Origin of the sequence: Enterococcus sp. DIV1206 (genome assembly GCF_051712485.1) — a bacterium.
Classification (GTDB): domain Bacteria; phylum Bacillota; class Bacilli; order Lactobacillales; family Enterococcaceae; genus Enterococcus; species Enterococcus faecalis.
This window is the reverse complement of sequence record NZ_JBIOOZ010000001.1, coordinates 851,396-877,874: the sequence shown is the minus strand read 5'-3', so window position 1 is coordinate 877,874 and position 26,479 is coordinate 851,396. Positions and strand designations below refer to the sequence as shown.

Genomic DNA, 26,479 nt, shown 5'->3' with positions numbered 1-26,479 from the left:
TCTATTATTTTTAGGGTAGCATTGTTTACTTTTTTTGTCCATAAAATAACAGATGTAGCAATTTCCTAATGTTTATTTTCCACTGTTACGTATAATAGTTAATGACGACAGCTTGGACTTTCTCTGTTCCATCATTTATATACGTGTGTACTTGATTAGCATCAAAATACATAGCGGCGTCTTTTGGAAGAAGGTATCTCTGACCGCCCACTTCAAGAGCTAATGCTCCTTGAATAACCATGACATATTCTGTCGAACGTTTTGAATGCCCAACAGCTTGATACTTTTTCCCTGGATCTAATTCAAACTGAAAGAGTTCAAAGTTTCTTTCCTGGTTGTCCGAGTAGTAATTAAAGACTCGATAGGAGTGATCTTCAGAATGTTGTGTTACCGTCTCAGTTTTTTTAACCACGGGATTTTCTTTAACATAGTCATCTTCTAATAAATACGTATATGGAACATTGAGTCCATTACTTATTTTCCAAATTGTATTTATGGTAGGATTGGTGGTTCCTTTTTCAATCTGCGAAAGCATCCCTTTACTCACTCCGGTTATCCCAGCTAGTTCATCTAACGTAAGTTTTTTTTCTTGTCTAATTTTTTTTAAATTATTGCCAATAATTGTATTAATCTCCAAAATAGTTGCTCCTTCTGTTTCTTTTTATTATCCAAAAGTTTAATATATTGAACAAAAGTATTCTTTATTGTATTATACAATATATATCTTAGTTGTTCAAAAGGAGTGGTTAATAATGAAAACGCTCATTCGCTCGTTGTGTCTTATTATCGAAGGTCTAGATTTTCATACACACGTGTTTAAATTTTATACAGAAAGAAGGAAAAAAAGAGAATGAACCACCAATTAGATGCACGCACTGGCATTCGTGAAGCCTTGCCAACGGTTTTTGGCTATATTGGTATTGGCATTGCTTTTGGTATCGTAGGACAAGCAGCAGGTTTTTCCCCTCTGATTGTTAGTGCGATGTCGTTTTTTATTTTTGCAGGATCTGCTCAGTTTGTAACAGTTAGTATGTTGACTGGCGGTAGCCCTATCTTATCTATTGTGTTAGCGACTTTCTTAGTAAATGCGCGTATGATTCTTATGGGAATGACCATTGCGCCTTACTTTAAAGCCGAATCTCTCGGTAAAAATCTCTGGTTGGGAACCTTACTGACGGATGAAAGTTTTGCACTAGGAATGAATAAATTAAACCACACCAAAGGACGTTTAAGTTTTGAGTGGTTTAATGCTGCCAATTTGATTTCCTATGCGACTTGGGTTTTTTCGACGATCATCGGTGCCTATCTAGGGCGCTTTATTGCAAATCCTCAAGCATTAGGTCTTGAGTTTGCGGTCGTGGCTATGTTCATTGGTTTACTTTATCTTCAGATAATTAGTGATTGTTCCATGAAAATCGCTTTACAACTCATCATGGTCCTGATTACTTTTGGGTTGATGTCTATTGGTCTAATTTTTATTCCCAGTAATTTAATTGTCTTAGTTGTCACGTTAATCGGGTGTGGAATAGGAGTGATGATAAAACATGCCTTCTTCTGAGTATCTCTTTTTAACAATTTTAGGCTGTTCCGTTGCAACCTGGCTTTCAAGAATACTGCCATTTTTACTTTTAAAAAAAGTCAGTCTGCCACAGAAATTATTAGAATATCTAAGTTTTGTTCCCATTGTGATTATGTCCGCCTTATGGTTTAGTAGCTTATTTGAACAAAGAATTGGGCATTTACCAAGCCTCAATCTTCCTTATTTATTCGCTTCATTTCCTACCATTTTAGCCGCAATACTTACTAAAAACTTATTGCTTATTGTACTGGTAGGCATTGCTTCATTTGCACTAATCCAAAATTTTATCTAAAAAAACAGACAGGCACTACCATCTGGTAGTGCCTGTCTGTTTTTTAGATGCCAGCTATAGGGTTCGAACCTACGACCTACGCGTTACGAGTGCGTTGCTCTACCAACTGAGCTAAGCTGGCCTGAAACAAATCTATTATAGGACTTTCTACTTTATTTGTAAAGTCTGTTTGTTATTTATTTATGCAAAATCTCTTTAAAATAAGCCAAATAGCGACTTTACAAACTTTTTTCTGAAAATGTGGTATAATAGAGATATCAAGAAAGGATGGTTTTTTGTATGTCAAATTTTAATGGTATGGTTACTCCTGTTGTTCCATCGGATGCTGGTAAGGATTTCGCCGTTGACACCCATGTTACTTTTCTTGTTCACGGACAGCCACAAACAGGCGTTGTTACGAAACAATTAAAAAATGCCGCTGTCGTCGAAATTGACGAAACGCAAAAAAACAATCACTTAATGGTGCACAGCAATGGTGTGATTGTTATTAATTACAAACAATTGAAAAAGATTTAATTCTTCAAGCGTGGGAAATTTCCCCCGCTCTTTTTTATGTACAGAATTGGAATACTTTCCAATTCGTCGGAAGCTATAATGCTGTAATAAACGCAAAAAAACCAAAAATAATTCCGGGAACATTAGCAAAAATAATGGACTTATCTCGTGTTTCTCCATCGTCTCCATATAACCCATGAATCGTCCAAAAAATACAATTAATCATTGCCACTAATGGTTGCGTCGGATTGCCTTTTTCCCCATGTAAATTTCCATAAATTTGTGGAATATATGAAACATACATCAAAACTGACATCACACTAGCAATCACAGCGATAGCGTGTAAGACTTTTTTATTCTTTTTCATAGCTACTCCTTTGTTTTTTTATTTTTTATTATACACCTAGAAAAGTTCTTTAAGCAAAAGAAAACCGTTAGTAACCATAATCGGTTATCTAACGGTTTTTTGTTATTATTTTGTTCCGAATAAACGGTCACCAGCATCCCCTAAACCAGGAACGATATAGCCGTCTTCGTTTAAGCGCTCATCTAAAGCTGCTGTATAAATATCTACATCTGGGTGCGCTTCTTGTAAAGCTTTCACACCTTCTGGAACGGCCACTAGACATACAAATTTAATGTTGCTAGCACCACGTTCTTTTAAGGAATCGATGGCCATAATTGCGGAACCACCTGTTGCTAGCATTGGGTCAACAACAAATAATTGACGACTTGCAATGTCTTCAGGTAATTTCACGAAGTATTCATGTGGTTGCAATGTTTCTTCATCACGGTAAAGTCCAACGTGTCCAACTTTCGCTGCTGGAATTAATTCTAAAATCCCATCAACCATGCCAATGCCGGCACGTAAAATAGGAATGATTGCTACTTTTTTCCCTGAAAGTGTTTTTTGTGTTGATTTACCCATCGGTGTTTCGATGACAACATCCTCTAAAGGCATATCCCGTGATACTTCATAAGCCATTAACATAGCAATTTCGTTGACAACTTCGCGGAAAACCTTTGTCCCACAGTTCTTTTCGCGAATCATTGTTAGTTTGTGTTGAATTAGCGGATGATCAATTACTTGAAATTTTCCCATATCTATTCTCCTTCATTATTTTATTCTTTCTTATTGTAAAACAAAAGAGCCTAGGACACAAGTTGAATTCCTTAAATCCTAAGCTCCGACTCTTATTTGTACAGAGAATCGCGCTTCAGCTATCCCTGATGTTAGTTATATAATGGATATTTTTTAGTTAGCGCTGCTACAGCTGCTTTGACTTCATCATGAACTGCTGTATTTTCTGGATCTTTTAAGACTTGAACGATTAATTTAGCAACTTCTACCGCATCTTCTTCTTTAAAACCACGTGAAGTAATCGCAGGCGTTCCAATACGGATACCACTTGTTTTAAATGGACTTAATTGTTCAAACGGAATTGAATTTTTATTGACAGTAATATTTACACTATCTAAAATAGCTTCTGCTTCTTTTCCATTTAAACCAAAACCTGTCACTTCAATCAGTAATAAGTGGTTGTCTGTTGCCCCACTAATTAAACGAGCTTCTGGCGCTTGATTGAAAACTTTCGTCATCGCTTGCGCATTTGCAATCACTTGCTGACTATATTCAGCAAAACTTGGATCCAAAGCTTCTTTAAAAGCTGCGGCTTTTCCGGCAATCACATGTTCCAACGGGCCACCTTGAATGCCTGGGAAAATACTACTATTTACTTTTTTCGCCAATTCTTCGCTATTTGTCAAAATTAAACCGCCACGAGGACCACGCAATGTTTTATGGGTCGTACTTGTTACGATATCAGCATACGGAACTGGATTTGGGTGCAACCCTGAAGCCACCAAGCCTGCAATATGCGCCATATCAACCATTAACTTGGCATCTACTTCATCAGCGATTTCACGGAAACGTTTGAAGTCAATCGTTCGTGAATACGCACTTGCGCCAGCAACAATTAATTTTGGACGATGTTCTCTTGCTAAAATTCGCACGACATCGTAATCGATTACTTCTGTTGAAGGATCCACTCCATAACTGACAAAATTATAGGTTTTTCCACTAAAGTTAACGGGCGAACCATGTGTTAAGTGACCACCAGCTGATAAATCCATCCCCAAAATGGTATCACCTGGTTCAACCAATGAAAGGTATGCCGCTGTATTGGCTTGAGAACCTGAATGGGCTTGTACATTCGCGAATTTTGCACCAAATAATTCTTTGGCACGATCAATAGCTAAATTTTCTACGATATCGATAAATTCACAACCACCATAGTACCGTTTGCCAGGGTAACCTTCTGCATATTTATTCGTTAAAATACTTCCTTGGGCAGCCATCACCGCTTTTGACACGACATTCTCAGATGCGATTAGTTCCAAGTTATTTTCTTGGCGCTCTTCTTCTCTTGCAATTGCATTCCATAAATCTGGGTCATACGTTTTGTAATCCATTCAAACAACACTCCATTTTGTTTTCTTTTGTCTGATTGTATCATACTTCTGTGTCAGCTTCGTTACAAATACCTCTTATTTTTCAAAAAATTTTTGATTAGCTGATTTTTTCAAGCGATTCATGTAAGCAGTGCCTAAACCAGTTTCTGCAAATCCTTGTGCAAAAATCGTGGTAGCTCCTTGCTCATCTAACGCTCTTAACCCTGCAAATAGTTCTTTTGTGGCATTTTCAACCGTTTCTGCACCATAAGAATAAACAAACGCATTTTCTGTATCTAGTTGTGCTGCCTGTTCATCACTTAAAAATAAGCCGATTTTTTCCTGTTGTTCTTTTGCTTGCTGAATCGCCGCTTGCCATTCTGCTGTTTGACCGCTTATAATCCAAACTTCCGCATCAGGAGAATAGTGTTTGTATTTCATCCCTGGCGCTTTGGGTGCTGCATTTTCGCTAATTAAATGTGTATCGATTTTCACTTGGGAAATAATGCTTTCCAACTGCTCTTTGGTAATTGCTCCTGGTCGTAAAATAACTGGCACACCATCTTCCGCCGTTAAATCTAAGACCGTTGACTCCACCCCAATCTGCGTTGGGCCATCATCTAATATGGCAGCAATTTTCCCCTGCAAATCATGATAAACATGCTCTGCAGATGTTGGACTAGGCTTGCCAGAAGTGTTCGCACTTGGTCCGACCAATGGAACATTGGCTTGTTCAATCAAAGCTAAGGTCGCTTGGTTATCTGGCATACGAAAAGCGACTGTCTCTAAACCACCTGTTACTGTTTTAGAAAATGTATCGCTAGGCACATTAAAAATTAAAGTTAATGGTCCCGGCCAAAAGGCAGACACCAATTTTGTAGCGACTTCTGGTAAGGTCGCCACGTATTTTTTGACCATCTCAACGTTGTTCACATGAACAATCAATGGATTATCACTGGGGCGGCCTTTTACTTGGTAAACTTTTTTTACTGCCGCTTCATTTAAGGCATCGGCACCTAAGCCATAAACAGTTTCTGTTGGAAAAGCCACTAGCTCGCCTGCTTGAATGGCTGCTGCTGCTTGGGCTATTTCTTGTTTGGTTAATTTTTTTGTTTCCATTGCAAATCGCTCCTTCTAGAAAAGTGGCGACGAAGAACCTTAGTTACTCGGCTATCGCGAGGCGATCGTTGCCAGATAAATCTTTTTCAATTTTAATTGTTTTTTGTGGATAGGCGGCGCTCAATAATTCTTGGAGGGTCGCGCCTTGTTGAAACCCTATTTCAAAATAAATTTTACCGTCTGCTTTAAGCATCGTTTGACTTTCATGAATTAATTGTTGGTATAAAGCCAAACCGTTATTTTCAGCGAATAAAGCGGTTTTAGGTTCATACGTTCGGACACTTGAATCCATTAAATGCCATTCTTGTTCACTAATATAGGGCGGATTAGAAATAAGCAGATCAATTTTTTCAGAAGCAACTGGCTGTAAGCCATTCCCATGATAAAATTCGATACCAGCACCTAATGCTTGCGCGTTTTGTTTAGCGACAGTCAACGCTTTCTCTGAAAGATCAATGGCAATAACTCGCCAGTTGGGCCGTGCCAGTTTCAAGCTAATCGCAATGGCACCTGTCCCTGTTCCGACATCCACGACCGTCAAAGGAGTATCTGGATTGGCTTTTAAGCAACGCTCGACTAATTCTTCTGTTTCTGGTCTAGGAATCAAAGTATGTTCATTAACAATAAAGGAATGTCCATAAAATTCAGCTTGTCCTAGTAAATATTGTGCTGGGTAATCTGTCAATAATTGGGCTAAATCCGTTTTTAATTGTTCCTCTTCTTCTTTGGGCATTTCTTCTTGCATATGCAGGAGCCACTGCGTTTTATCCCAACCTTTACGTTCTAAAAAAACATAGTGAATAGCATAGCCTTCTTTGCCTTGCGCCTCTAAAAAAGAAGAAGCCCAGTTAAGGACTTCAAAGTAACGTTTAGCCATTTTGCATCTCTTCTAATTTCGATGTTTGATCATATAAGACTAATGCATCAATGATTTCATCTAATTTGCCAGCAAGAATCTGGTCTAGTTTTTGGATGGTTAAACCAATACGATGATCCGTTACTCGATTTTGTGGGAAGTTATACGTTCTGATTCGTTCTGAACGATCTCCAGTCCCCACCGCCGATTTACGGTTAGCATCATATTCACTTTGTGCTTCTTGTTGAATTTGGTCATACACACGAGCACGCAAAACTTTCATTGCTTTTTCACGGTTTTTTAGCTGTGAACGTTCATCTTGCATTGCGACTACGATTCCTGTTGGTAAATGGGTTAATCGAACAGCCGAAGCGGTTTTATTGACGTGCTGTCCACCAGCGCCACTTGCATGATAAATATCGACACGGATATCTTTATCAGCTAATTCGATTTCGACTTCTTCCGCTTCCGGCATAACTACAACGGTTGCTGTCGATGTATGAATCCGTCCTTGTGATTCTGTTGAAGGAACTCGTTGCACGCGGTGAGCGCCACTTTCATATTTTAATTTTGAAAAGACGTTATCTCCTGAAATCATCATAATTACTTCTTTATATCCACCGATTCCAGTGACGTTCGCTTCTAAAACTTCCGCTTTCCACCCTTGTGCTTCTGCATATTTTTGGTACATATTAAATAAGTCGCCAGCAAAAAGTGCGGCTTCATCGCCACCGGCTGCACCACGGATTTCCATGATGATATTTTTATCATCATTTGGGTCTTTTGGTAATAATAAAATTTTAATGCGGTCTTCTAACACTTCTTTTTCTTTTTTCAAATCAGAAAGTTCTTCTTTCGCCATTTCGGCCATTTCCGCATCTAAGTTTTCACTTAAAAGTTCTTCGGCATCGCTAATCCCTTCAACAACTTGTTTATATCGGCGATAAACCTCAACCGTCTCACGTGTATTAGCTTCTTCCTTCGATAATTCCATGAAACGTTTTGTATCGCTAATGACTGCTGGGTCACTTAATAATTCGCCCAATTCCTCATAGCGATCTTCAATAGATTGTAATTGATCGTACATAGTGTCTCTCCTTACTGTTCTTCATTCACTGTTTTTGGATGAAAATAATGTTTGCGACAAACAGGATAGTAGGCTTCATTCCCACCAATTTGGACTTGATCCCCTTCATAAACGGGTTTGCCATCAATATAGTGCAAGTTCATAGTTGCTTTTTTATGACAGAACCAGCAAATCGTTTTTAATTCTTCTAATTTGTCTGCATATAAAAGTAAATACTTTGAGCCTTCAAATAATTCATTTCTAAAATCATTCTTTAGCCCAAATGCCATTACTGGAATATCTAATTCGTCAACAATTCGTGCAAATTCAATGACATGATGCTTGTTTAAAAATTGACATTCATCGACTAATACGCAAAAAGGTTTGTAAGACAAATCATTAATCAAGTCAAAGACATTGGTTTCTTCAAAAATTGGAATAGCATCTCTGCGTAATCCGATGCGACTGGATACTTTCCCGACACCATCACGTGTATCTAGTCCACTGGTCATCAAAACAACTGGTTTGTCTTGTTCTTCGTAATTGTGTGCTACTTTTAAGATTTCAATGGTTTTACCACTATTCATTGCGCCATACTTGAAAAATAATTGAGCCATGTTCACTACACCTTTCCGTTAGTTCCTTACGTATTTTACTATATTTTCAGCAAAAAAGCAGTATTTTTAGCTAAAATGGTCGTGCATTTTTCTGAAAAAAACAGAATCTACGCCAAAGTCATTTTAGCAGAGCTGTTTATACTACAACTAATGATCCTGCTAGTATGCAATAAAAAAGCCCGAAATTGTAGTTATTTGACTACAATTTCAGACTTTTTAATGCTAGTTATTTTTGAGCAGAGGCAAATTCTGCTGATTGCGTACCTGCTTGACGACCATAAATGATAATATCGGCGATGGCATTGCCTCCGATACGGTTTTGACCATGTAAGCCACCTGTTAATTCACCAGCAGCATATAGACCTTTAATTGGTGTGCCATCTTCACGTAAAACTTCTGTTTTCGTGTTGATTTTCACGCCACCCATTGTGTGGTGAATCCCTGGTGCAATTTTAATTGCGTAGTAAGGGGCTGTGCTTAAGTCAGCTTCCATGCCAGTTGTCCGGCCAAATTGTTTGTCATCTTTGGCATTAACATCTTGGTTCCAAGTATCAATCGTTGCTTTCAATGTATCGGCAGGCATGCCAATTTTTTCAGCTAATTCTTCAATCGTTTCACCTTTTTCCACGAAACCTTTTTGATCATAGAAATCAATGGCTTTTGCACGGTCGCGAACGCCTTGGTCAAAGACTAAATAAGCTGATTTTTCTGGTAAGGCATTGATTGCTGCAGAAACTTTGTCACGTGTATCTAACTCATTAACAAAACGTTCTCCTTTTTGAGAAGCCAAGATTGCGCCTTCTCCACGAACTGCTTCACCAATTAAGAAAGCATCGCTTTGTTGAACAGTTGGGTGAATTTGAATTTCTTTCATATCCACTAACGCACCGCCAACTTTTTGAATCATTTGGATACCGTCACCTGTTGTGCCTTCTTGGTTCGTTGTAACATAGTTTTTCAATTCTGGTTTGTATTGTGTAATTAATTTTTCGTTGGCACCGAAACCACCTGTTGTGACAACGACTGCTTTTGCTTTAACTGTTTTTTCTTTATCATCTTTCATTTTCACTTTTACGCCATCAATTTGACCGTTTTCTTCAACTAAGTCTGTGACGTCAGCATCAACAAACAATGGAATTTTTTCTTCGCGAACGTTACGTACTAAACCGTCAACTAGATAGCCCCCAATTGCTGATCCGTCAGCAGGACGGTGTGTGCGTTTTTCGCTCATTCCACCTGTAATCGTTAAATTGCTCAATGTAATTCCTTTTGTATCTAACCAATCAATTGCTTCAGCTGAATGATCAACAAAATAACGTAGTAATTCTTGATCGTTGGTTCCTTTACCGCCTTTTAGTGTTTCTTCAAAGAATTTATCGTTGCTATCTTTAATGCCTTCTTTTTCTTGGAATTTTGTTTGTGAAGCATTCATTCCTGAAGACGATTTAATTGTATTCCCACCTGCAACAGGCATTTTTTCTAAAATAACTGGATTCATGCCAGCTTCTTTGGCTTGTAATGCAGCGGTCATCCCCGCACCACCTGAACCAACAATAACAACATCATAACTGTCTTTTAGTTCACTTGGATCTGTATAACCATTAGCAGAGGCACCAGATGTTGCTTCTGTTTTTTCAGAAGATGCTTTTGTTTTACCAGCAGCTTTTTCTTGATCGCTTGTACAACCTGTTGCTGCACCTAATAATAACCCTAGGGAAAGAACTCCCATTAACACTTTTTTCATTGTTTTCCCACCTTATAAACTATTGATTTCTACCAACACAATTTCTTATTTTTCATTTGAATAAAAATAACAGTTTGTTACATAAAGTGAACACATTCACATATCAACCGAAATAAAAAAGCTACCACTACTTTTTAAAGTTGTATCGTTAGACAAACTGACCAATTAGCAATAAGTTGTTTGGGGAACAACCTATTTTTCTATTCTTTCATAAAATATCATGTTCTCGCTTGTTTGTGGATGTTTTCCAATTATTTCTAACGAATTTCTTATTTTTATTTGTCATTTCAAGGATTTTCTGGCAGAATTATTCGTTTGAGGCGAAAAGTTTTGGTATACTTAGTTTAATTAGAATTGGGAGGTTATCTAGTGAACCATACACGTTTGCTGTGGCTGGCACAGCGAAAAAGCGATCGATTTATTCGCAAAAATTTTTCATCTATTCAAATCATCGTCGCTTATTACATATTAATGACGGTTATTTCTTATTTATTGTTTTGCCTCCCTATTTTCAGAGAACCTGACTCTCATGTTCCCTTTATTGATTTATTTTTCTTAGCAATCAGTACAGTCAGCGTTACTGGACTCACCACAGTCGATATTAATTCGGTTTTTAATGATCGTGGGATCGTCTTATTGGAGGTTCTTTTCCAAGTTGGTGGCTTAGGGATTATGATGATTTCAACGGTCTTTTTTATTTTATCAAAACGGCGAATCACATTAAAGCAACGTCAGTTAATTATGACTGACATGAATCAGCCGCGGCTGAGCGGAATTGTTCGACTGATCCGCACCACTTTTTTGATTTTAATTTGGTTCCAAGTAATCTTCGGCTCGCTCTTTTCGCTTTATTTTTATATAAGTGGTTATTATACAAACTGGCGAGATGCGATATTTTATGGATTTTATCAAGCTATTTCTGCAGTGACTAATTCAGGCTTTGATATTTCAGGTGATTCAATTATTCCTTTTGCTCATGATTATCTCTTTTTACTGGCAATTATGTTCTTAATTTTTATCGGCGGAATTGGATTTCCCGTTTTACTGGAAATTCATGAGTGGTTACATTTTAAGAAAAAGAACTTTCGTAAGAAGAAACGAGGCTTGCCTTTCCGCTTCTCATTATTTAGTAAAATTGCTTTGCTAGCGTTTATTGTTCTGTTTATTGGTGGGACTATTTTGATTTACTTATTAGAAAAAGATCACCTATTTTTGACAATGAATGAAAGTGGCCGTTGGGTAAGTTCGATGTTTTATTCGATGACTACACGAAACGCTGGCCTCCAAATTAATGATTTAGGGGACTTCCAAATCACAACATTGATTATTTTTTCTGTGTTAATGTTTATTGGTTGTAGTCCTAGCTCTGTTGGTGGTGGTGTTCGAACAACGACTGTTGCGATTATTGGTTTGTATTTGTTAGCCTTTTTAAAAAGTGAAGATGATATTAGCGTCTTTAGCCGTAAAATAGATGACGATGATGTCAAAAAATCGATTGTCGTCTTCATGTTGTCTTTGATTATGTGCTTTTTCGCTGTCGTCTTTTTGTCAGCAACTGAAAATCTGCCCTTGATTTCAATCATTGTGGAAGTCGCTTCTGCCTTTGGGACAACCGGTCTTTCTTTGGGCATTACAGACGATTTAACAACAGTAGGTAAATTAATGATTGCCTTATTAATGTTTATTGGACGTATTGGTATGCTTTATACCTTAATGATTTTTGTACCAAAAGAAACACGTGACTTAGGCTACGAATACCCTTCAGAAAAAATTATTATTGGATAAAAAACAAAGCCTCTCAAGTAAGAGGCTTTGTTTTTTTATTTTTTCATATGTGTGGCTAGTTTGTTATAACTTTCAGAGCGTTCAATTGCATCTTCTTTAGTTTTATCAAGTAAATGTTCGACTACTTCTTGATTCTCTTTAATTGTATGCAACGCAGAGTAACGTGTTTGTTTTTCAAGGAAATCACGCATTTTGTCAAAATCTGTTTTCTTGTAGTCAATGACCATCGGATCTTTGCCTTTCTTAACTAACTCTGGATTATAGCGATAAAGTGGCCAATAGCCAGATTCAACGGCTTCTTTGGCTTGATCTAACGTCCGAACCATTCCACCTTTGACCCCGTGATTAATACATGGGGTATAACCGATGATAATTGATGGGCCTGGGTACCGCTCCGCTTCGTCAATTGCTTTAATCGTTTGCATTGAGTTTGCGCCTAAAGCCACTTGTGCAACATAGACATTCCCATAAGTGATTGCCATCATCCCTAAATCTTTTTTAGAGGTATGTTTCCCACCCGCTGAGAATTTGGCAATGGCTGAAGCTGGTGTAGCTTTAGATGTTTGTCCGCCTGTATTGGCATATACTTCGTTATCCATAACAAAAATATTAACATCTTCCCCACTGGCAAGAACATGATCAATGCCGCTAAACCCGATATCATAGGCCCAACCATCGCCGCCGACAATCCATTGACTCGTTTTCACTAGTAAATCTTTTTGTTCGTAAATTTTTGTTAAAAGTGGATCTTCATCGGCTTCTTCACTTAATGCCGCCGCTAGTTTGGTTGCTCGCTGTTGTGTTCCTTCCCCTTCAGCCATGTGTTCCAACCAATCATTTAACAAGGCTTGAAGTGAATCTGATCCGACGTTTTTAGCAAGACTTTCTTCAACCAGACTAGCTAAATGTTGCCGTTTCGTTCGATTGGCAATATACATACCATAACCATATTCCGCATTATCTTCAAACAGCGAATTACTCCAAGCTGGTCCTTGGCCACATTCGTTCGTTGTATAAGGCGTCACCGGTGACGAACCACCCCAAATTGATGAACAGCCTGTTGCGTTAGCAATCATCATTCGATCACCAAATAGTTGCGTCAACAACTTAATATAAGGTGTTTCGCCACAGCCTTCACAAGCACCTGAAAATTCCATCAATGGCTGGTTAAATTGGGAACCTTTAACAGAAAGTTTTTTGACTGGGTTGGCTTTTTGTTTAAGAGTCATCGCAAAGGCCCAATTCATCGCTTGCTCTTTCTGAGTTTCATAAGGTTTCATTAAAATCGCCTTGTCTTTCACGGGACATGCCTGAACACAAAGACCACAACCTGTACAGTCTTCTAAAGAAACTTGGATACGATACATCAATCCATCTGTGCCACGCATTTCGCGCATGGCAAAACCTGCAGGTGCTTCTTTCAGTTCTTCTTCATCCGCTAAAAACGGTCGAATAGCCGCGTGTGGACAAACAAAGGCACATTCATTACACATCGTACACTTATCCATTTGCCACTCAGGCACTTCTAACGCAATGCCACGTTTTTCATAAGCCGCAGTGCCCATAGGAATGGCACCGCCCTTCATTCCGTTTTCAATCAAATCTGAAACGGTCAGCTGATCCCCTTCTTGACGATTGATTGGTTCTAAAATGTTTGTCACAAAAGCTGGAACTTCCGACTCTTGATTTTCTGGTTCTAAAACAATGGTGGCCCAATCTTCTGGGACTACAATTTCTTGCAGCGATTCAAAGGTAGCATCAATCGCTTGGTAATTTTTTTCAACAATTTCCATTGATTTTTTTCCATAAGTCTTTTTCACTTCTTCTTTAAGTAACGGTAAATATTGCTCTTTCGTTAAAATATCTGTTACTTCAAAAAAGGCAGTAGACATCACTGTATTGATCCGACGGCCTAAGCCTACTTTGCGAGCTAACTCAACCGCATTGATAATATAAAATTTGATTTGGTGCTCCCCAATATATTTTTTTAACTTAGCCGGTAATAAACGATGAACCTTTTCTTGATCCCAAATAGTATTCAGTAAAAACGTTCCGCCATCTTTTAAACCTTTTAACAGGTCGTATTTATGCAAATAGGAAGCATTATGACAAGCGATGAAATCTGCTTGTTCAATTAAATACGTGGAAGTAATTGGCTCTTTACCAAAACGCAGATGCGAAACGGTTAAACCGCCTGATTTTTTAGAATCATAACTAAAGTAAGCTTGTGCATAAAGGTCGGTATGATCTCCGATAATTTTAATCGCTTGCTTGTTTGCTCCCACAGTTCCGTCAGAACCAAAGCCCCAAAATTTTGCTTGGAAAGTAGTATCTGGCGTTAAATCTAAAGTAGATTCTTCTGGCAATGATTGATAGGTTACATCATCAACGATCCCTACCGTAAAACGTTGTTTTAATTCTTTAAATGGCAATAACAAATGATCATAGATCGCTTTAATTTGATTAGGCGCTACGTCTTTAGAACCTAACCCATAACGTCCACCAATCACAATTGGGCGATTTTCATGTTGATAGAGAGCGCTTTGAACATCTAGCAATAATGGTTCCCCTTCGGCTCCTGATTCTTTTGTTCGATCTAAAACCGCAACCTTTTCTACTGTAGCTGGTAATTTTTCAAGAAGGTTTTCGGTAGGAAATGGACGATATAAATGAATATTGATAAAACCAACTTTGCGTCCTTGTTGATTGAGATAGTCGACTGTTTGTTTGATTACTGGCGAAGCCGACCCCATTGAAATAATGACTTCTGTTGCATCTTCAACCCCGTAATAATCGGTTAAATCATACGTTGTTCCACGAAGATTGTTAATTTTTTTCATGTATTTTTGAACAATTTTTGGCATTTCTTCGTAATTTTTATTGACTGTTTCTCTTTGTTGAAAATGAATGTCAGGATTTTGAGCGGTCCCTGAAACAGTGGGATGATTAGGATTCATGCCTCCCATTCTAAAACGAGTTACAGCTTCCTGATTCACCATTTCTTTCAGGTCATCATAATCAATCACTTCGATTTTTTGTAGTTCATGGCTCGTTCTAAAACCATCAAAAAAGTTTACAAAAGGTAAACTACCTTCTAAGCTAGCTAAATGAGCAACTGCCGACAAATCCATCACTTCTTGAACACTCGATTCTGCTAACATACAAAAACCTGTTTGGCGGGTAGCCATCACATCGCCATGATCACCAAAAATACTCAACGCACTTGTCGTTACTGCCCGAGCCGCCACGTGGAACACAGAAGGTAGCAATTCTCCTGCGATTTTATACATATTGGGAATCATCAACAGTAAACCTTGTGAAGCAGTATAAGTAGTGGTTAACGCACCTGTTTTTAACGAACCATGAACTACTCCCGCTGCCCCAGCTTCTGATTGCATTTCAATAACTTGAACTTTTTGACCATAAATATTTTTTAAACCACTTTCCGCCCATTCATCTACCAACTCAGCCATTGTTGAACTTGGTGTGATAGGATAAATAGCGGCAACTTCTGTAAACGCATATGAAATATAAGCCGCTGCGGTGTTTCCATCCATTGTTTTTTTCATTTTTTCACCTTTTATCTTTCCTAAACATTGCTTGTGACTGTTGTTTTTTGTGTTTTGACATACTGATCAATTGCATTAGCTGCGATTTTCCCAGCGCCCATCGCTAAAATAACGGTGGCAGCACCTGTGACTATATCGCCCCCAGCAAAAACGCCAGGTATTGAGGTTGCTCCTGTTTTAGGATCAGCTTGAATGTAACCCCATTGGTTTAGTTCTATTTCTGGATATGTTGATAACAAGACGCGATTTGCCCCTTGGCCAATTGCCTCGATTACTGCATCAGCAGGAATGGTAAACGTGCTGTCTGGAACCGGTTCTGGCCGTCGTCTTCCAGACGCATCTGGTTCACCTAAAACCATTTTGACACATTCAACACCGGCTAGATTTCCTTGTTGGTCATCTAAATAAGCAATTGGATTCGTTAACCAATAATAGTTAATTCCTTCTTCAAGGGAATGGTGGTATTCTTCAATTCTTGCTGGTAATTCTTCTAACGAACGACGATACACAATGTTCACATTTTCAGCGCCTAATCGTTTGGCTGAACGAGCGGCATCCATTGCAACATTCCCGCCGCCAATCACAACAACATTTTTAGCACGTTTAATCGGTGTATCATATTCTGGAAACTCATAGCTATGCATTAAATTGATTCGTGTTAAAAATTCACTAGAAGAATAAACCCCATTTAAACTAGTTCCTGGGATTCCCATAAAGTTTGGTGCCCCTGCACCAACCGATAGATAACAGGCATCAAACTCTGACATTATTTCTTCCATCGTAATCGTTTTACCTACTACCACATTGGTTTCTATTGTTACACCTAAGGCTTCAATACTCGCAATTTCTTGTTTAACAATTTTTTTCGGTAATCGAAATTCAGGTATACCATAGGTTAATACGCCACCAGCTTCATGAAGCGCTTCAAAAATAATTACTTCGTAGCCGAGCTTTGCCAAATCCCCCGCAACTGTTAACCCAGAAGGACCAGAACCGACCACTGCGATTTTCCCTTTTGTTGGTTCCGCTGTTTTCTTAGGAAACTTGTGATTTTCTAATGCCCAATCGGCAACTAAACGTTCTAATTTGCCAATTGCCACTGGTTCAAAGTTTTTGGCTTTCCCTAATTTACAAACTTGTTCACATTGTTTCTCTTGCGGACAAACGCGTCCACAAATAGCAGGTAAATTCGTATATTTACTTAAAATATCGGCTGCTTGTTCCATGTTTCCTTCACGAATAGCTAAAATAAATCCAGGAATATCAATCATCACGGGGCATTTAGCAATACAAGGTGCATTTTTACATTGTAAACAGCGAATCGCTTCTTCTTGCCCTTCTGCTAATGTATAGCCTAAGCAAACCTCTTCAAAATTATTCTTTCTGATAGTAGGTGCTTGTTCCGCAATCGGTGTTTTTATACGACTTTTTCTAGCCATTTTTCTCCACCTGCTCTTTCAAACGATCTGTAAAGCAAACTGCTTCTTCTTCCTGATATTGCTTCATTCGATTAATGAATTCATCCCAATTTACTTCATTGCCTTTAAACTCAGGTCCATCAACACAGGCAAATTTCATGGTGCCATCAACAGTGACCCGACAACCGCCACACATACCTGTTCCGTCAATCATAATAGGATTCAAGGAAACATAAATTGGTAATTGATGTTTTTCAGCTGTCAAGGTACAAAATTTCATCATGATGCTGGGCCCAATCGCCCAACTGCACGCTACAGATTCACGTGCAATAACTTCTTCCATCGCTTCTGTTACTAAGCCCTTTTTACCTAATGAACCATCATCCGTTGTAATGATTAGTTCATCCGAATAACGACGGCATTCTTCTTGTAACAGAACTAACTCAGCTGTGCGTGCCCCCAAAATCGTAATCACTCGGTTGCCTGCTTCTTTTAAAGCCTTGATAATTGGATAAATAGCCGCGATGCCAACCCCGCCACCGACAACCATCACCGTTCCATATTGCTTCACTTCTGTGGGCATACCTAAAGGTCCAGTGATATCTAACAAAGAGTCGGAAGTTTTAAGTTGGGAAAGTGCAGCTGTTGTCTTACCGATTACTTGGAAAATAATTCGAATACTGCCTGCTTGTGGATTTGTCTCCGCAATCGTTAAAGGGATCCGCTCTCCTTTTTCGTCAATTCTTAAAATAACAAACTGTCCAGCCTGGGCATGTGTCGCTATTCTTGGCGCTTCCAGCCAAAAATCAAATGTATTACTAGATAATTGAGTCGACTGAAGAATATTAAACATTGAAATACCTACCTTCATCATTCCTTTTCATTCTGACTCCTACTTTCTTAAACCTTTAGGCAACGCTATCAGATAAAGTTGTGGCAACACTTTTAACAAATGTTTTTAGCATTTCGATGTCTTCTTCTTCTGCATTGTTTTCAATTTCAACTGTTTCAGCTACTTTTTTAGCACCAGCTTTTTCAAAAGCTCCTACAAAATCATGCGCTGATTTACAGAAAAATTCACCATATTCACGATCACCGGAACCAACAACGCCAAATGGCTTACCTGCTAAATCCTTTTCAGTTAATTCATCAAAGAAATCTTCAAATTCAAAAGGCAGTTCCCCATCACCATAAGTATACGTTGCGATAATACAAGCATCTGCATCATCAAAGAAGTCTACATCAACTTCTGAACATTCTTCACGTTCTACTTCAACTCCAGCTTCTTGAAACTGTTCTTCCAAAATCTCGGAAATTTCTTCTGTGTTTCCAGTCATACTTGCATAAACAATTTTTACTAGTGCCATCTTCATTCATTTCCTTTCTTTTTTCCTAAATATTTCAATGCATTCAAATGCAATTGTAACCCCTTACATTAATTCCTAAAAAAATAACTTTTACAAATGATTTTATTCACAAATTAATCTAACTAAGTATGTACTCTTCCCCTTTCGAGATAGAGTATTTTTTACTACGTCTTTACTATACCACATTCCAAACCGTTTTAACAATATTTTTAAGGTAAAAAAATTATTATTTAGGTTCTTTTTTATAAAACATTTTTCCTTCTTCCAATCATAAAAATTGCTTCTAAAACCGCTCCCCCTAATGCACGAGCTTTGTCGGAGATCGTCAAGCAATCGACTTTCTCAACTGGTCGAGGATCTACATCTGCACACTTCAACCCTTGACAGCATATTACCTTTTCTGAAATCAATCCTCTCAAAGTCCCTGTCAAAGGCGAATAAACTGGAACCTGATCGATTAAAAATAATGCTTCCCCTTTCAACACGAGATCCCCGATGTTTTTAAGGTGGATAACTTGTCCTGAAGCAGGGGCATGGACAACTCGTTCCGCACTTTTTCCGCCAATTTCACCTGGAATACCTGTATTAGGTAAAGCTGTTCCTTCAAAGTATAAACGTCCCAACCTATGTCCACGCATTGTCTCAATCACAACATCGACATCTTGCGGTGCTGAAAAGCCTGGTCCTAAAGCAATCGTAATCGGTGCCATTCCTCGATGCGTACCTAAATTTTTCTTAGCCAAAATCGCATCGATAACAATCAGTGGTTTCAATTGTTGAATAGCACTTGCTGTTTGATCGACAAAAACAGGCAGCTTATTTTGCTGCCAACATTTCGCGCAATCCTTTAATGAAGTAATTCGAACAGCAACCAAATCTTCCACTCTTTGTTCTTTCTGGAAAATAGCATCACAAACTGAAACAGTCCGCCGAATGGCCAGAGGACATTCTGTTTCTAATACTAGTATTTTAAAGCCAACGTGCCATAATTTTTGGATAACACCTGTCGCTAGATCGCCCCCTCCGCGAACAATCACTAATTTTTCTTGGATGTTTTGACTGATTTCTCCCATAAAATAAGTCCTTTCTCTAATTCCATATTGCAAGCAATAATTTTGTCTAATTTTTCAAAACAGCTTTTGGGTAACTGAAGACAGACATTCATCGCTTGAACGAACTCTCTTCGCGTATGGGTTTGATTTAAACACAAAATTCGTTTGCCTTGGCTCTCTTTAAACAATCCTTTTGGATGAGCAATGAGTTGAGCTAACAATGTTTCTGTGATTGGTTCTTGTTGTTGCGCATCGGTTAATTCCAAAAAAAGCGGCAACCGATGAATGGTCGTTTCATCTATCTTTTGACCAATCACAGAAATCGGAAGCACACCAATTGTGGTGGTTGTTTCTTTTAATATCACGGGTTCATAAGAGGACCAGCCTTTCAAAGGTCGTTGTTTGGATCCATCCGCTTCTAAAAAAACTTTCGTGAAGTGCTGAAACAATATTTGAAGCGAGGTCATTGCAGGCATCGTTAGTTTTGTTTGGTTGTTGATAGCGGTTCCTGCTAAAGTGATTCCGCAGATATTCGGCGTTATTTTTTCAAAATGGTTTGTATAAAAATAATCATACAATTGACGTTGGGGAAACCCAATTTTTGTAGTTGTACTAACCAGAACAGCTTCCTTTCGATATGTTTTTGCTAGCGCCCACATTAAGCTTGTTTTCCCACCACTACCAACAATCGACACAATCTCCTTTCCTTGTAAATCAAAACACTTTTTTAAGGACTCCACAGTTGGTACCTCCTTTCCCCAAGGTCATTTTTCACAGAAAAAATAGAGGCTACGCGTACTTTTGCTTCTTCTAAAAAACATACACTGTGAGTTATTTCCGCTTCATTAATGAGTAAACCGATCCCACAGCCATCCGTCAATGATGGTGGCAAAGTAAAGACGCGAACAGCCACCTTTCTTGCCAATAGTACTTGTTCCGCCTGAACAGCATAATGTGTATTCGGAAAGGTTAGCAAATACTCCATCTTTTCACCTTCTTTTTTTGTTAAAGCGTAATTACTTTAGCCGCTTGATTCATTGTTTCAACAATTTCGTACATATTAGTAATAGAGCCGATGGCTAAGGTGTCTGTTAAATGATAAAAATCTAAACAGGCCCCACACGTTTTAATCGTGGTTCCCTTCTCCGCTAATTGTTGCAAATCAGCTAAGGTATTCGCTGCTTGATTCGTTAAAAACGCCCCTCGATTAAAGAATAATAGCTGTGTAGGAACAGTTTCTGCTTCTGATAATGATTGAAGATAACTTTTCATTAATAGTCGTCCTAGCTGCTCGTCTCCAGTACCTAATTGATCGGAGCCAATCGTAATTACTAAATCTGTTGCTGACTGACTTGTTTGTTGCGTCGCTTCTTCAGGTACCGTAATTTTGACAGAGAAAACCGTGGCTTCTATCTGCTTCGCAGTCAAAGTGGCCTGTTTTTTAGCAGCTAATTTTTTCAAATTTTCAACAGCTACTTCGTTATCGACTAAAACCTCGATAGTGCCTCCAGCTAAACCTAACTCCGCCAAAGCTTTTTTTGTTTCAATCACAGGTATTGGGCAAGGTTTCCCCAATGCATCTACTAATTTCATATTTGGCCCTTCTCTCTATAAAAGTACTACTGCTTGTTGTTCTTTTGGCAGAACCTCACCAATAATTTTGGCAACAGGGTCCTCTTTTTGAATAGCTGCTAAACAGGCTGCCGCTTCGTCAGCAGCAACACTAATTAACAGTCCGCCAGATGTTTGTGGATCAAACAAAAGTTCTTGCATTTCCATAGAAATTTTTGAATAATCGATTGTCGTTCCGATTGTTTGTCGGTTTCTTTGCCCAGCTGCAGTGACTAAACATTCTCCAGCGTAGGCCAACGCTCCTGTAATGGTTGGTAACGCTTCTGTATCAATCAGTAATGTTACCTGATTATCAGCCATTTCTTTTGCATGAATTAATAGACCAAACCCAGTCACATCAGTACAAGCATGTACTGCGTAAGATCGAGCATTCGCAGCGGCATATTTATTTAAACGTTCCATCGAATCTTGTGCGATTTTTTGTTCCGTCTGCTTCGCCAATTGCCCCCGAACAGCCGCTTGAATAATTCCTACACCTAATGCTTTAGTTAAAATCAAGACATCCCCCACCTGTGGCGTATTATTATGCCACAAATTTTCTGGATGAACTTCTCCAGTTACCGCTAAGCCATACTTGGGTTCATGGTCATAAATCGAATGGCCTCCCGCCAGTAAAGCGCCCGCTTCCTTTAATTTTAAACTGCCACCCAAGAGCATTTGTTCCAACCATTCTTTTGACATCTTTTGTGGAAAACAAACAAGATTTAGCGCATAAAGGACTGTACCGCCCATGGCATAGACATCACTTAAAGCATTAGCGACCGCAATTTTTCCAAATGATAACGGATCATTGACCATTGGTGAAAAAAAATCAACCGTTGAAATCAAAGCTTTTTCAGACGTTATTTGGTAAACAGCGGCGTCGTCGGCATGTTCAAATCCGACGAGTAGCCGCTCATTTGCCGGTGTTTCGGGTAAGTGTTGCAACAATTGGTTCAGTACACGGGATTCAATTTTTGCCCCGCAGCCACCTGATGTACATTGTGATAAAAAATCCATGCTGTCCGCTCCTTCTCAAATTAGTAGTTCTTGTAAAGCGTGAATTGTCCAAGTAATTTCTTCAGGCGTTGTCTGCCAACCAAAGCTAAAACGTAAGGTGCCAGTTGCTAAAGTCCCAGCTGTTTCATGGGCTAATGGTGCACAATGCAAACCTGCGCGCGTCATAATGCCATATTGTTCTGCTAGTTGCTGTGCCACCACTGTTTCTTCCTGATTCCACAGTGTGATAGAAACAACAGGGACAGTTTGTGCCGCGTCCTTGGTTCCTAAAATTGTGACAGGTAACCCTGATAAACCATCTAAAAAATTCTGCATTAAGGTTCGTTCGTGCTTTTGAATCGCTGCTAAACCAATTTTATTCAACTCTTTAACAGAACTATTTAAGCTTAGAATACCTAAACTGTTTAACGTACCAGCTTCAAATTTATCTGGTAAAAAAGAGGGTTGATCAAAGGAATTAGAATGGCTACCAGTGCCGCCCGTTATCAGTGGTTTGACCGCTTCAGCCCCTCGCTCACTAAAAGCTAACCCACCAATACCTGCTAATCCATATAAGCTTTTATGTCCAGTAAAGGCTAACACATCAATGGCCATCTGGGTCATTTTTATTGGTAAAAATCCCGCCGTTTGAGCTGCATCCAAAACGGTTAATAATCCTTTCTGTTTGGCCCATTGAAAACATTCTTCAATGGGTAAAATGGTGCCTAAGACATTGGATGCGTGTGTCATCACCAAGGCTTTTGTATTCGTTCGCCAGGCTCGCTGAATATCTTCTACATCTAACAGACCCGTTTTTTGACAAGCAACATACGTCACTGAAATGCCTCGTTCTTTCTCAAGTAAGTGAAGCGGTCTAGCTACTGCATGATGTTCTAACATGGTCGTAATCACATGATCGCCAGGTTGTAAAATCCCCGCTAATGCAAGATTTAAGGAAGTTGTTGCGTTATTCGTAAACGTAATCTGAGCCGCACTGGGTGCCTGAAAAAAGTCTGCTAACAATTGACGTGTCTCTAAAAGAGGAAGCCCCTCTCTAAGCAAAGGGGCATTTCTTCCGTAATTCATGAACTGATTTTCTGCTAAATAGGCAGTCAAAGCCTCAATGGTTGCTGGAAATTTTTTATAGGAAGTCGCTGCATAATTTAAATAAACCAAATCCTTCATACGATTTTCCTCTCTAACTATTGGTTTCTTGAATTAATTTTCTGTACTCTTCTGGCGTATCGATATCTTTCAAACGGCCAGGAGTCGCTATTCTCAGCATCTGAACTGCTTCTGGAAAGCGTTCATAAATCATGCGTCCGCCTTTTTCACCAGTCAATGTTAATAGTTCTTGTCGAAATTGATTACCGAATAATACTGGACTACTAGGACAGCCATCTTTTTGTAATGGCACTATAATTTTATTTCTCTGACATTTATCTAACACGGGTTGTAGCATTTTAGGTGTTAACAATGGTTGATCACTAGGTAAGTATAAATAGCCAGCTCCCCGAGCTTGTTCGGTTCCTAAACGAATACTGCTACTTTGCCCTTCTTGCCATTGATGATTGAGAATCACCTGAATGTTCTTAGGTAAAGGAAACGCTGGCTGATTCTCAGGCGAAACAACTAAAATCCGTTCTAATACGTCTAATTGATTCACTAAGGTTAACGTGTGCTCTAAAAATGTTTTTCCTTGATATTTTAAGAACAATTTATTTTGGCCCATCCGTTGTGAATTGCCCGATGCTAGAATAATGACACTAACGAGTGACATGAGTTGTCTCCTTTTATCTTTTTTTCTTTTGATAAGGGGTATTTTCTAAAGGCAGACTTGGTCGTAGCTGACCATCCAAGGCAAAATATGCGCCTGCTAAAGCTGGTGCGGTAGGGATCGTTGCTAACTCACCTACGCCTTTAATTCCATAAGCTAAACCTTCGTGAAGATTGTCAGCATGAACCAAAATTGTTTCGATTGGTGGTACTTGAGTGGCGTTCACTAATCCTAGCGTTGCATATTTTGCTTTAACATAGCCTTCTTCTAAGGCAAATTTTTCAGTTAAAGCATACCCCATGCCCATTGCAATCCCACCTTCAATTTGACCTTCAGCAGCTCGTGGATTCACCACTTGCCCCATATCATACGCAGCCACAAATTTAGCTACTTTTCCTTTGTCATCTAGAATAGCTACTTCAGCAGCATAACCATAACCAGCATGACTAACTGGACTTTTTTTATCATTAATTAATGGATCCGTTTTCGCTGAATATTCCCCATAAAATTCTTCGCCTTCCAAATCGCTTAAAGCACGTCCCATATCAAGCTCATACCGTAATTGCATTGCCGCTCTTCTAGTTGCTTCTCCTGTGAAGAGTGACTGCCTCGAAGCCGTTGTCGTTCCTGAATTCGGTGTTCTTCTCGTATCAGGGGCTTCCGCAACAATCATTTCTGGTGGTAAATTTAATGTTTCACAGGCAATTTGCGTCGTAACGGTTGCCATCCCTTGACCGATACAAGCAGCACTTGTGCGGACATGTATTTTTCCTTCTTCAACAGAAATAATACAACGCCCTGTATCAGGTAGCCCCACACCCACGCCACTATTTTTAAAGAAACTAGAAATTCCAGCAACTTCCGCTTGTTCATAGACGTCTTTAACTGCTAACAAGGCTTCTTTTAACGCCGCATTTTTCGAGACCAATTGTCCATTCGGTAAAGTATCTCCTGGGGCGACGGCATTTTTAAAGCGTATTTCCCATGGTGATAGTCCGACTTTTTCTGCTAACAAGTTTAAATTACTTTCAATTGCAAAAGCCGTTTGGCAAACACCAAATCCACGAAATGCACCTGCTGGCGGATTATTAGTATATACAGCAAACCCTTCCACATCAATCGTTTGATACTTGTAGGGACCTGCCGCATGTGTACAAGCCCGTTGCAATACTGGTCCTCCTAAAGAAGCATAGGCCCCAGTATCCGCATAAATCACTGCTTTCATTGCAGTTAAATTACCTTCTTCATCACAGCCAGTCGTAAAGTCCATTTCCATGCCATGGCGTTTGGGATGAACCATCAAACTTTCTTCACGGCTTAGCAGTACTTTTACTGGTTTCTTCAATAACCAAGCGGCTAAGGATGCATGATGCTGAACACTCATGTCTTCTTTTCCACCAAAACCACCACCAACAAGTTTTGATTGAACATGAATTTTTTCCTTGTCCAGTCCTAACATCCGAGCCACTTCCCGTTGTTCATCATAGATACTTTGACCCGCACTAAAGAGCAAAATGCCCTCACCTTCAGGCTGTGCAATCGCACACTCGGGTTCCATAAAGGCATGTTCGTTAATTGGTACGGAATAATGTTCTGTCACTATAAACGCAGAATTTGCTAATACTTCCTCTGCATTGCCACGTACCAAGTGTTCATGAGACAAGATATTGCCCTTTTCATGAATAGCTGGTGCACCTTCTGCTAAAGCAGCTTCACAAGAAGTAAGCGGTATCATTTCTTCGTAATCAACTTCCACTAAATTTTTTATCTCTGGTAAGGTTTCTTTTCTTTTTGAAACAACGAGTGCCACTGCATCCCCAACGTACCGTGTTATTTCTCCTTCTGGAATCATTACATCCCAATCGGAAATAAATTCTAAATGACCAATTTTATTATTTCCTGGAACGTCTTTAGCTGTGAACACAGCCACACAGTCAGGATGCGCCAACGCTTGGGTACTATCGATTGATAGAACTTTTGCACGAGGATAGGCACTCCGCAAAGCAGATGCATGAAGCATTCCTTCTATGTCAATGTCATCTACATAAATCCCTGTGCCTAATGTTTTCTCTACTGCATCGACCCGTTGGAAGTCTTCCCCTAATTTACCATTTGAATGTTCTTCCGGAATGCTCGTTTCTTCACAAAACATTTTAGCAGCTAACTGAATGGCTTCTATTATTTTCACATATCCTGTACAACGACAAATGTTTCCTCGTATAGCTTTTTGAATGTCTTCTTTTGTGGGTTCGGGTTTCTTGTTCAATAATCCTTGTGCCGAAATAACCATCCCAGGGATGCAATACCCGCACTGAACTGCACCCGTTTTTGCAAACGCATAGGCATAAACATCTTTTTGCCGTTGGCTTAAACCTTCGATTGTCGTGACTTCTTTACCAGCTAATTTTTCTAGAGTAAACAAACACGCTTTGGAAGCCTTTCCATTTACTAGCACCGTACATGCGCCGCAAGAGCCTTGGTTACAACCATCTTTTGTTCCAGTTAGGCCCAGATCCTCCCGCAAAAAGTCCATTAATTTTTTGTTTGTTTCACAGGTTTCACTTTGACCATTTACAATAATTGAATACATTTCTTGCACCTCGATTTCTGATATAGTTTAGTGTTCAATCACCTAGATTATACCACAAATCTTCGTTCTAAAAATTATTTTTTAGCAAAAAA

General features: G+C 39.1%; 25 protein-coding genes and 1 tRNA gene. 4 read left to right on the top strand and 22 right to left on the bottom strand.

Features of this window, described 5'->3' with window-relative positions; all coding sequences use genetic code 11:
• Positions 1 to 85: 85 nt before the first annotated feature.
• Entirely contained in the window at positions 86 to 637 is a 552-nt protein-coding gene (locus IGK86_RS04390) for a helix-turn-helix domain-containing protein (RefSeq protein ID WP_002362234.1), read from the bottom strand.
• A gap of 213 nt (positions 638 to 850) precedes the next feature.
• Here IGK86_RS04390 and IGK86_RS04385 point away from each other — a divergent pair, with 213 nt between their 5' ends.
• The gene (locus IGK86_RS04385) at positions 851 to 1,558 is read left to right on the top strand and encodes an AzlC family ABC transporter permease (protein ID WP_425137491.1); all 708 of its coding nucleotides are present in this window, start codon (positions 851 to 853) and stop codon (positions 1,556 to 1,558) included.
• Positions 1,545 to 1,871: an AzlD domain-containing protein gene (locus tag IGK86_RS04380; protein WP_016616764.1), complete on the top strand. Its 327-nt coding sequence runs from the start codon at positions 1,545 to 1,547 to the stop codon at positions 1,869 to 1,871. The genes IGK86_RS04385 and IGK86_RS04380 overlap by 14 nt, the downstream gene beginning before the upstream one ends.
• Before the next feature lie 48 nt (positions 1,872 to 1,919).
• Here IGK86_RS04380 and IGK86_RS04375 read toward each other — a convergent pair.
• Positions 1,920 to 1,992: transfer RNA gene (locus tag IGK86_RS04375), tRNA-Thr, on the bottom strand.
• A 158-nt stretch (positions 1,993 to 2,150) separates the two neighbouring features.
• Between IGK86_RS04375 and IGK86_RS04370 the strand changes: the two genes are divergently transcribed.
• Positions 2,151 to 2,387, top strand: coding sequence for a hypothetical protein (locus IGK86_RS04370; protein ID WP_002381528.1), 237 nt, complete (start codon positions 2,151 to 2,153; stop codon positions 2,385 to 2,387).
• A gap of 73 nt (positions 2,388 to 2,460) precedes the next feature.
• Here the strand turns inward: IGK86_RS04370 and IGK86_RS04365 are convergent, their stop codons facing one another.
• The 8 genes from IGK86_RS04365 to IGK86_RS04330 form a co-directional block, all read right to left on the bottom strand.
• Positions 2,461 to 2,733: a membrane protein gene (locus IGK86_RS04365; RefSeq protein ID WP_002356625.1), complete on the bottom strand. Its 273-nt coding sequence runs from the start codon at positions 2,731 to 2,733 to the stop codon at positions 2,461 to 2,463.
• A gap of 105 nt (positions 2,734 to 2,838) precedes the next feature.
• Positions 2,839 to 3,468 carry a uracil phosphoribosyltransferase gene (gene upp / locus IGK86_RS04360; RefSeq protein ID WP_002356624.1) on the bottom strand — a complete coding sequence of 210 codons (630 nt, stop codon included), beginning with the start codon at positions 3,466 to 3,468 and terminating at the stop codon, positions 2,839 to 2,841.
• A 131-nt stretch (positions 3,469 to 3,599) separates the two neighbouring features.
• The gene (gene glyA / locus IGK86_RS04355; RefSeq protein WP_002356623.1) at positions 3,600 to 4,838 is read right to left on the bottom strand and encodes a serine hydroxymethyltransferase; all 1,239 of its coding nucleotides are present in this window, start codon (positions 4,836 to 4,838) and stop codon (positions 3,600 to 3,602) included.
• Between the two features lie 75 nt (positions 4,839 to 4,913).
• On the bottom strand, positions 4,914 to 5,936 hold the full coding sequence (locus tag IGK86_RS04350; protein WP_016616765.1) for an L-threonylcarbamoyladenylate synthase: 1,023 nt from the start codon (positions 5,934 to 5,936) through the stop codon (positions 4,914 to 4,916).
• 43 nt (positions 5,937 to 5,979) lie between these two features.
• Positions 5,980 to 6,813, bottom strand: coding sequence for a peptide chain release factor N(5)-glutamine methyltransferase (prmC, locus tag IGK86_RS04345; protein WP_016616766.1), 834 nt, complete (start codon positions 6,811 to 6,813; stop codon positions 5,980 to 5,982).
• Positions 6,806 to 7,879: a peptide chain release factor 1 gene (prfA, locus tag IGK86_RS04340; RefSeq protein WP_002356619.1), complete on the bottom strand. Its 1,074-nt coding sequence runs from the start codon at positions 7,877 to 7,879 to the stop codon at positions 6,806 to 6,808. The genes prmC and prfA overlap by 8 nt, the downstream gene beginning before the upstream one ends.
• An 11-nt stretch (positions 7,880 to 7,890) precedes the next feature.
• Positions 7,891 to 8,475: a thymidine kinase gene (locus IGK86_RS04335; protein WP_002356618.1), complete on the bottom strand. Its 585-nt coding sequence runs from the start codon at positions 8,473 to 8,475 to the stop codon at positions 7,891 to 7,893.
• A 226-nt stretch (positions 8,476 to 8,701) separates the two neighbouring features.
• The gene (locus IGK86_RS04330) at positions 8,702 to 10,219 is read right to left on the bottom strand and encodes a flavocytochrome c (protein WP_002356617.1); all 1,518 of its coding nucleotides are present in this window, start codon (positions 10,217 to 10,219) and stop codon (positions 8,702 to 8,704) included.
• Positions 10,220 to 10,588: 369 nt separating this feature from the next.
• Here IGK86_RS04330 and IGK86_RS04325 point away from each other — a divergent pair, with 369 nt between their 5' ends.
• Positions 10,589 to 12,004: a Ktr system potassium uptake protein D gene (locus IGK86_RS04325; protein ID WP_002385738.1), complete on the top strand. Its 1,416-nt coding sequence runs from the start codon at positions 10,589 to 10,591 to the stop codon at positions 12,002 to 12,004.
• 35 nt (positions 12,005 to 12,039) lie between these two features.
• Here IGK86_RS04325 and nifJ read toward each other — a convergent pair whose 3' ends face one another.
• From nifJ to xdh, 12 genes are all read right to left on the bottom strand, one after another.
• Complete coding sequence (gene nifJ / locus IGK86_RS04320) at positions 12,040 to 15,573, bottom strand: pyruvate:ferredoxin (flavodoxin) oxidoreductase (RefSeq protein WP_016616767.1); 3,534 nt, start codon at positions 15,571 to 15,573, stop codon at positions 12,040 to 12,042.
• Between the two features lie 20 nt (positions 15,574 to 15,593).
• Positions 15,594 to 17,012, bottom strand: a complete 1,419-nt coding sequence (gltA, locus tag IGK86_RS04315; RefSeq protein ID WP_010776028.1) for an NADPH-dependent glutamate synthase — start codon at positions 17,010 to 17,012, stop codon at positions 15,594 to 15,596.
• Complete coding sequence (locus tag IGK86_RS04310; RefSeq protein WP_002365019.1) at positions 17,005 to 17,862, bottom strand: sulfide/dihydroorotate dehydrogenase-like FAD/NAD-binding protein; 858 nt, start codon at positions 17,860 to 17,862, stop codon at positions 17,005 to 17,007. Before IGK86_RS04310 ends, gltA begins: the two co-directional genes overlap by 8 nt.
• 37 nt (positions 17,863 to 17,899) lie before the next feature.
• Complete coding sequence (locus IGK86_RS04305) at positions 17,900 to 18,364, bottom strand: flavodoxin (protein WP_002382673.1); 465 nt, start codon at positions 18,362 to 18,364, stop codon at positions 17,900 to 17,902.
• 236 nt (positions 18,365 to 18,600) lie between these two features.
• Complete coding sequence (gene yqeB / locus IGK86_RS04300; protein ID WP_010707250.1) at positions 18,601 to 19,431, bottom strand: selenium-dependent molybdenum cofactor biosynthesis protein YqeB; 831 nt, start codon at positions 19,429 to 19,431, stop codon at positions 18,601 to 18,603.
• Entirely contained in the window at positions 19,395 to 20,150 is a 756-nt protein-coding gene (yqeC, locus tag IGK86_RS04295) for a selenium cofactor biosynthesis protein YqeC (RefSeq protein ID WP_002367120.1), read from the bottom strand. Before yqeC ends, yqeB begins: the two co-directional genes overlap by 37 nt.
• On the bottom strand, positions 20,138 to 20,395 hold the full coding sequence (locus IGK86_RS04290) for a DUF3343 domain-containing protein (RefSeq protein ID WP_002387137.1): 258 nt from the start codon (positions 20,393 to 20,395) through the stop codon (positions 20,138 to 20,140). Before IGK86_RS04290 ends, yqeC begins: the two co-directional genes overlap by 13 nt.
• A gap of 20 nt (positions 20,396 to 20,415) precedes the next feature.
• Complete coding sequence (gene yedF / locus IGK86_RS04285; protein ID WP_002374269.1) at positions 20,416 to 21,003, bottom strand: sulfurtransferase-like selenium metabolism protein YedF; 588 nt, start codon at positions 21,001 to 21,003, stop codon at positions 20,416 to 20,418.
• A gap of 15 nt (positions 21,004 to 21,018) precedes the next feature.
• A complete protein-coding gene (gene selD, locus IGK86_RS04280) occupies positions 21,019 to 22,041 on the bottom strand; it encodes a selenide, water dikinase SelD (protein ID WP_002407197.1) in 1,023 nt (340 codons plus the stop codon).
• A gap of 15 nt (positions 22,042 to 22,056) precedes the next feature.
• Entirely contained in the window at positions 22,057 to 23,205 is a 1,149-nt protein-coding gene (gene sclA, locus IGK86_RS04275; RefSeq protein WP_016616768.1) for a selenocysteine lyase SclA, read from the bottom strand.
• Between the two features lie 13 nt (positions 23,206 to 23,218).
• Positions 23,219 to 23,800 carry a molybdenum cofactor cytidylyltransferase gene (gene mocA, locus IGK86_RS04270; protein ID WP_016616769.1) on the bottom strand — a complete coding sequence of 194 codons (582 nt, stop codon included), beginning with the start codon at positions 23,798 to 23,800 and terminating at the stop codon, positions 23,219 to 23,221.
• Positions 23,801 to 23,813: 13 nt separating this feature from the next.
• Complete coding sequence (gene xdh, locus IGK86_RS04265) at positions 23,814 to 26,387, bottom strand: selenium-dependent xanthine dehydrogenase (protein ID WP_010707245.1); 2,574 nt, start codon at positions 26,385 to 26,387, stop codon at positions 23,814 to 23,816.
• Positions 26,388 to 26,479 lie beyond the last annotated feature (92 nt).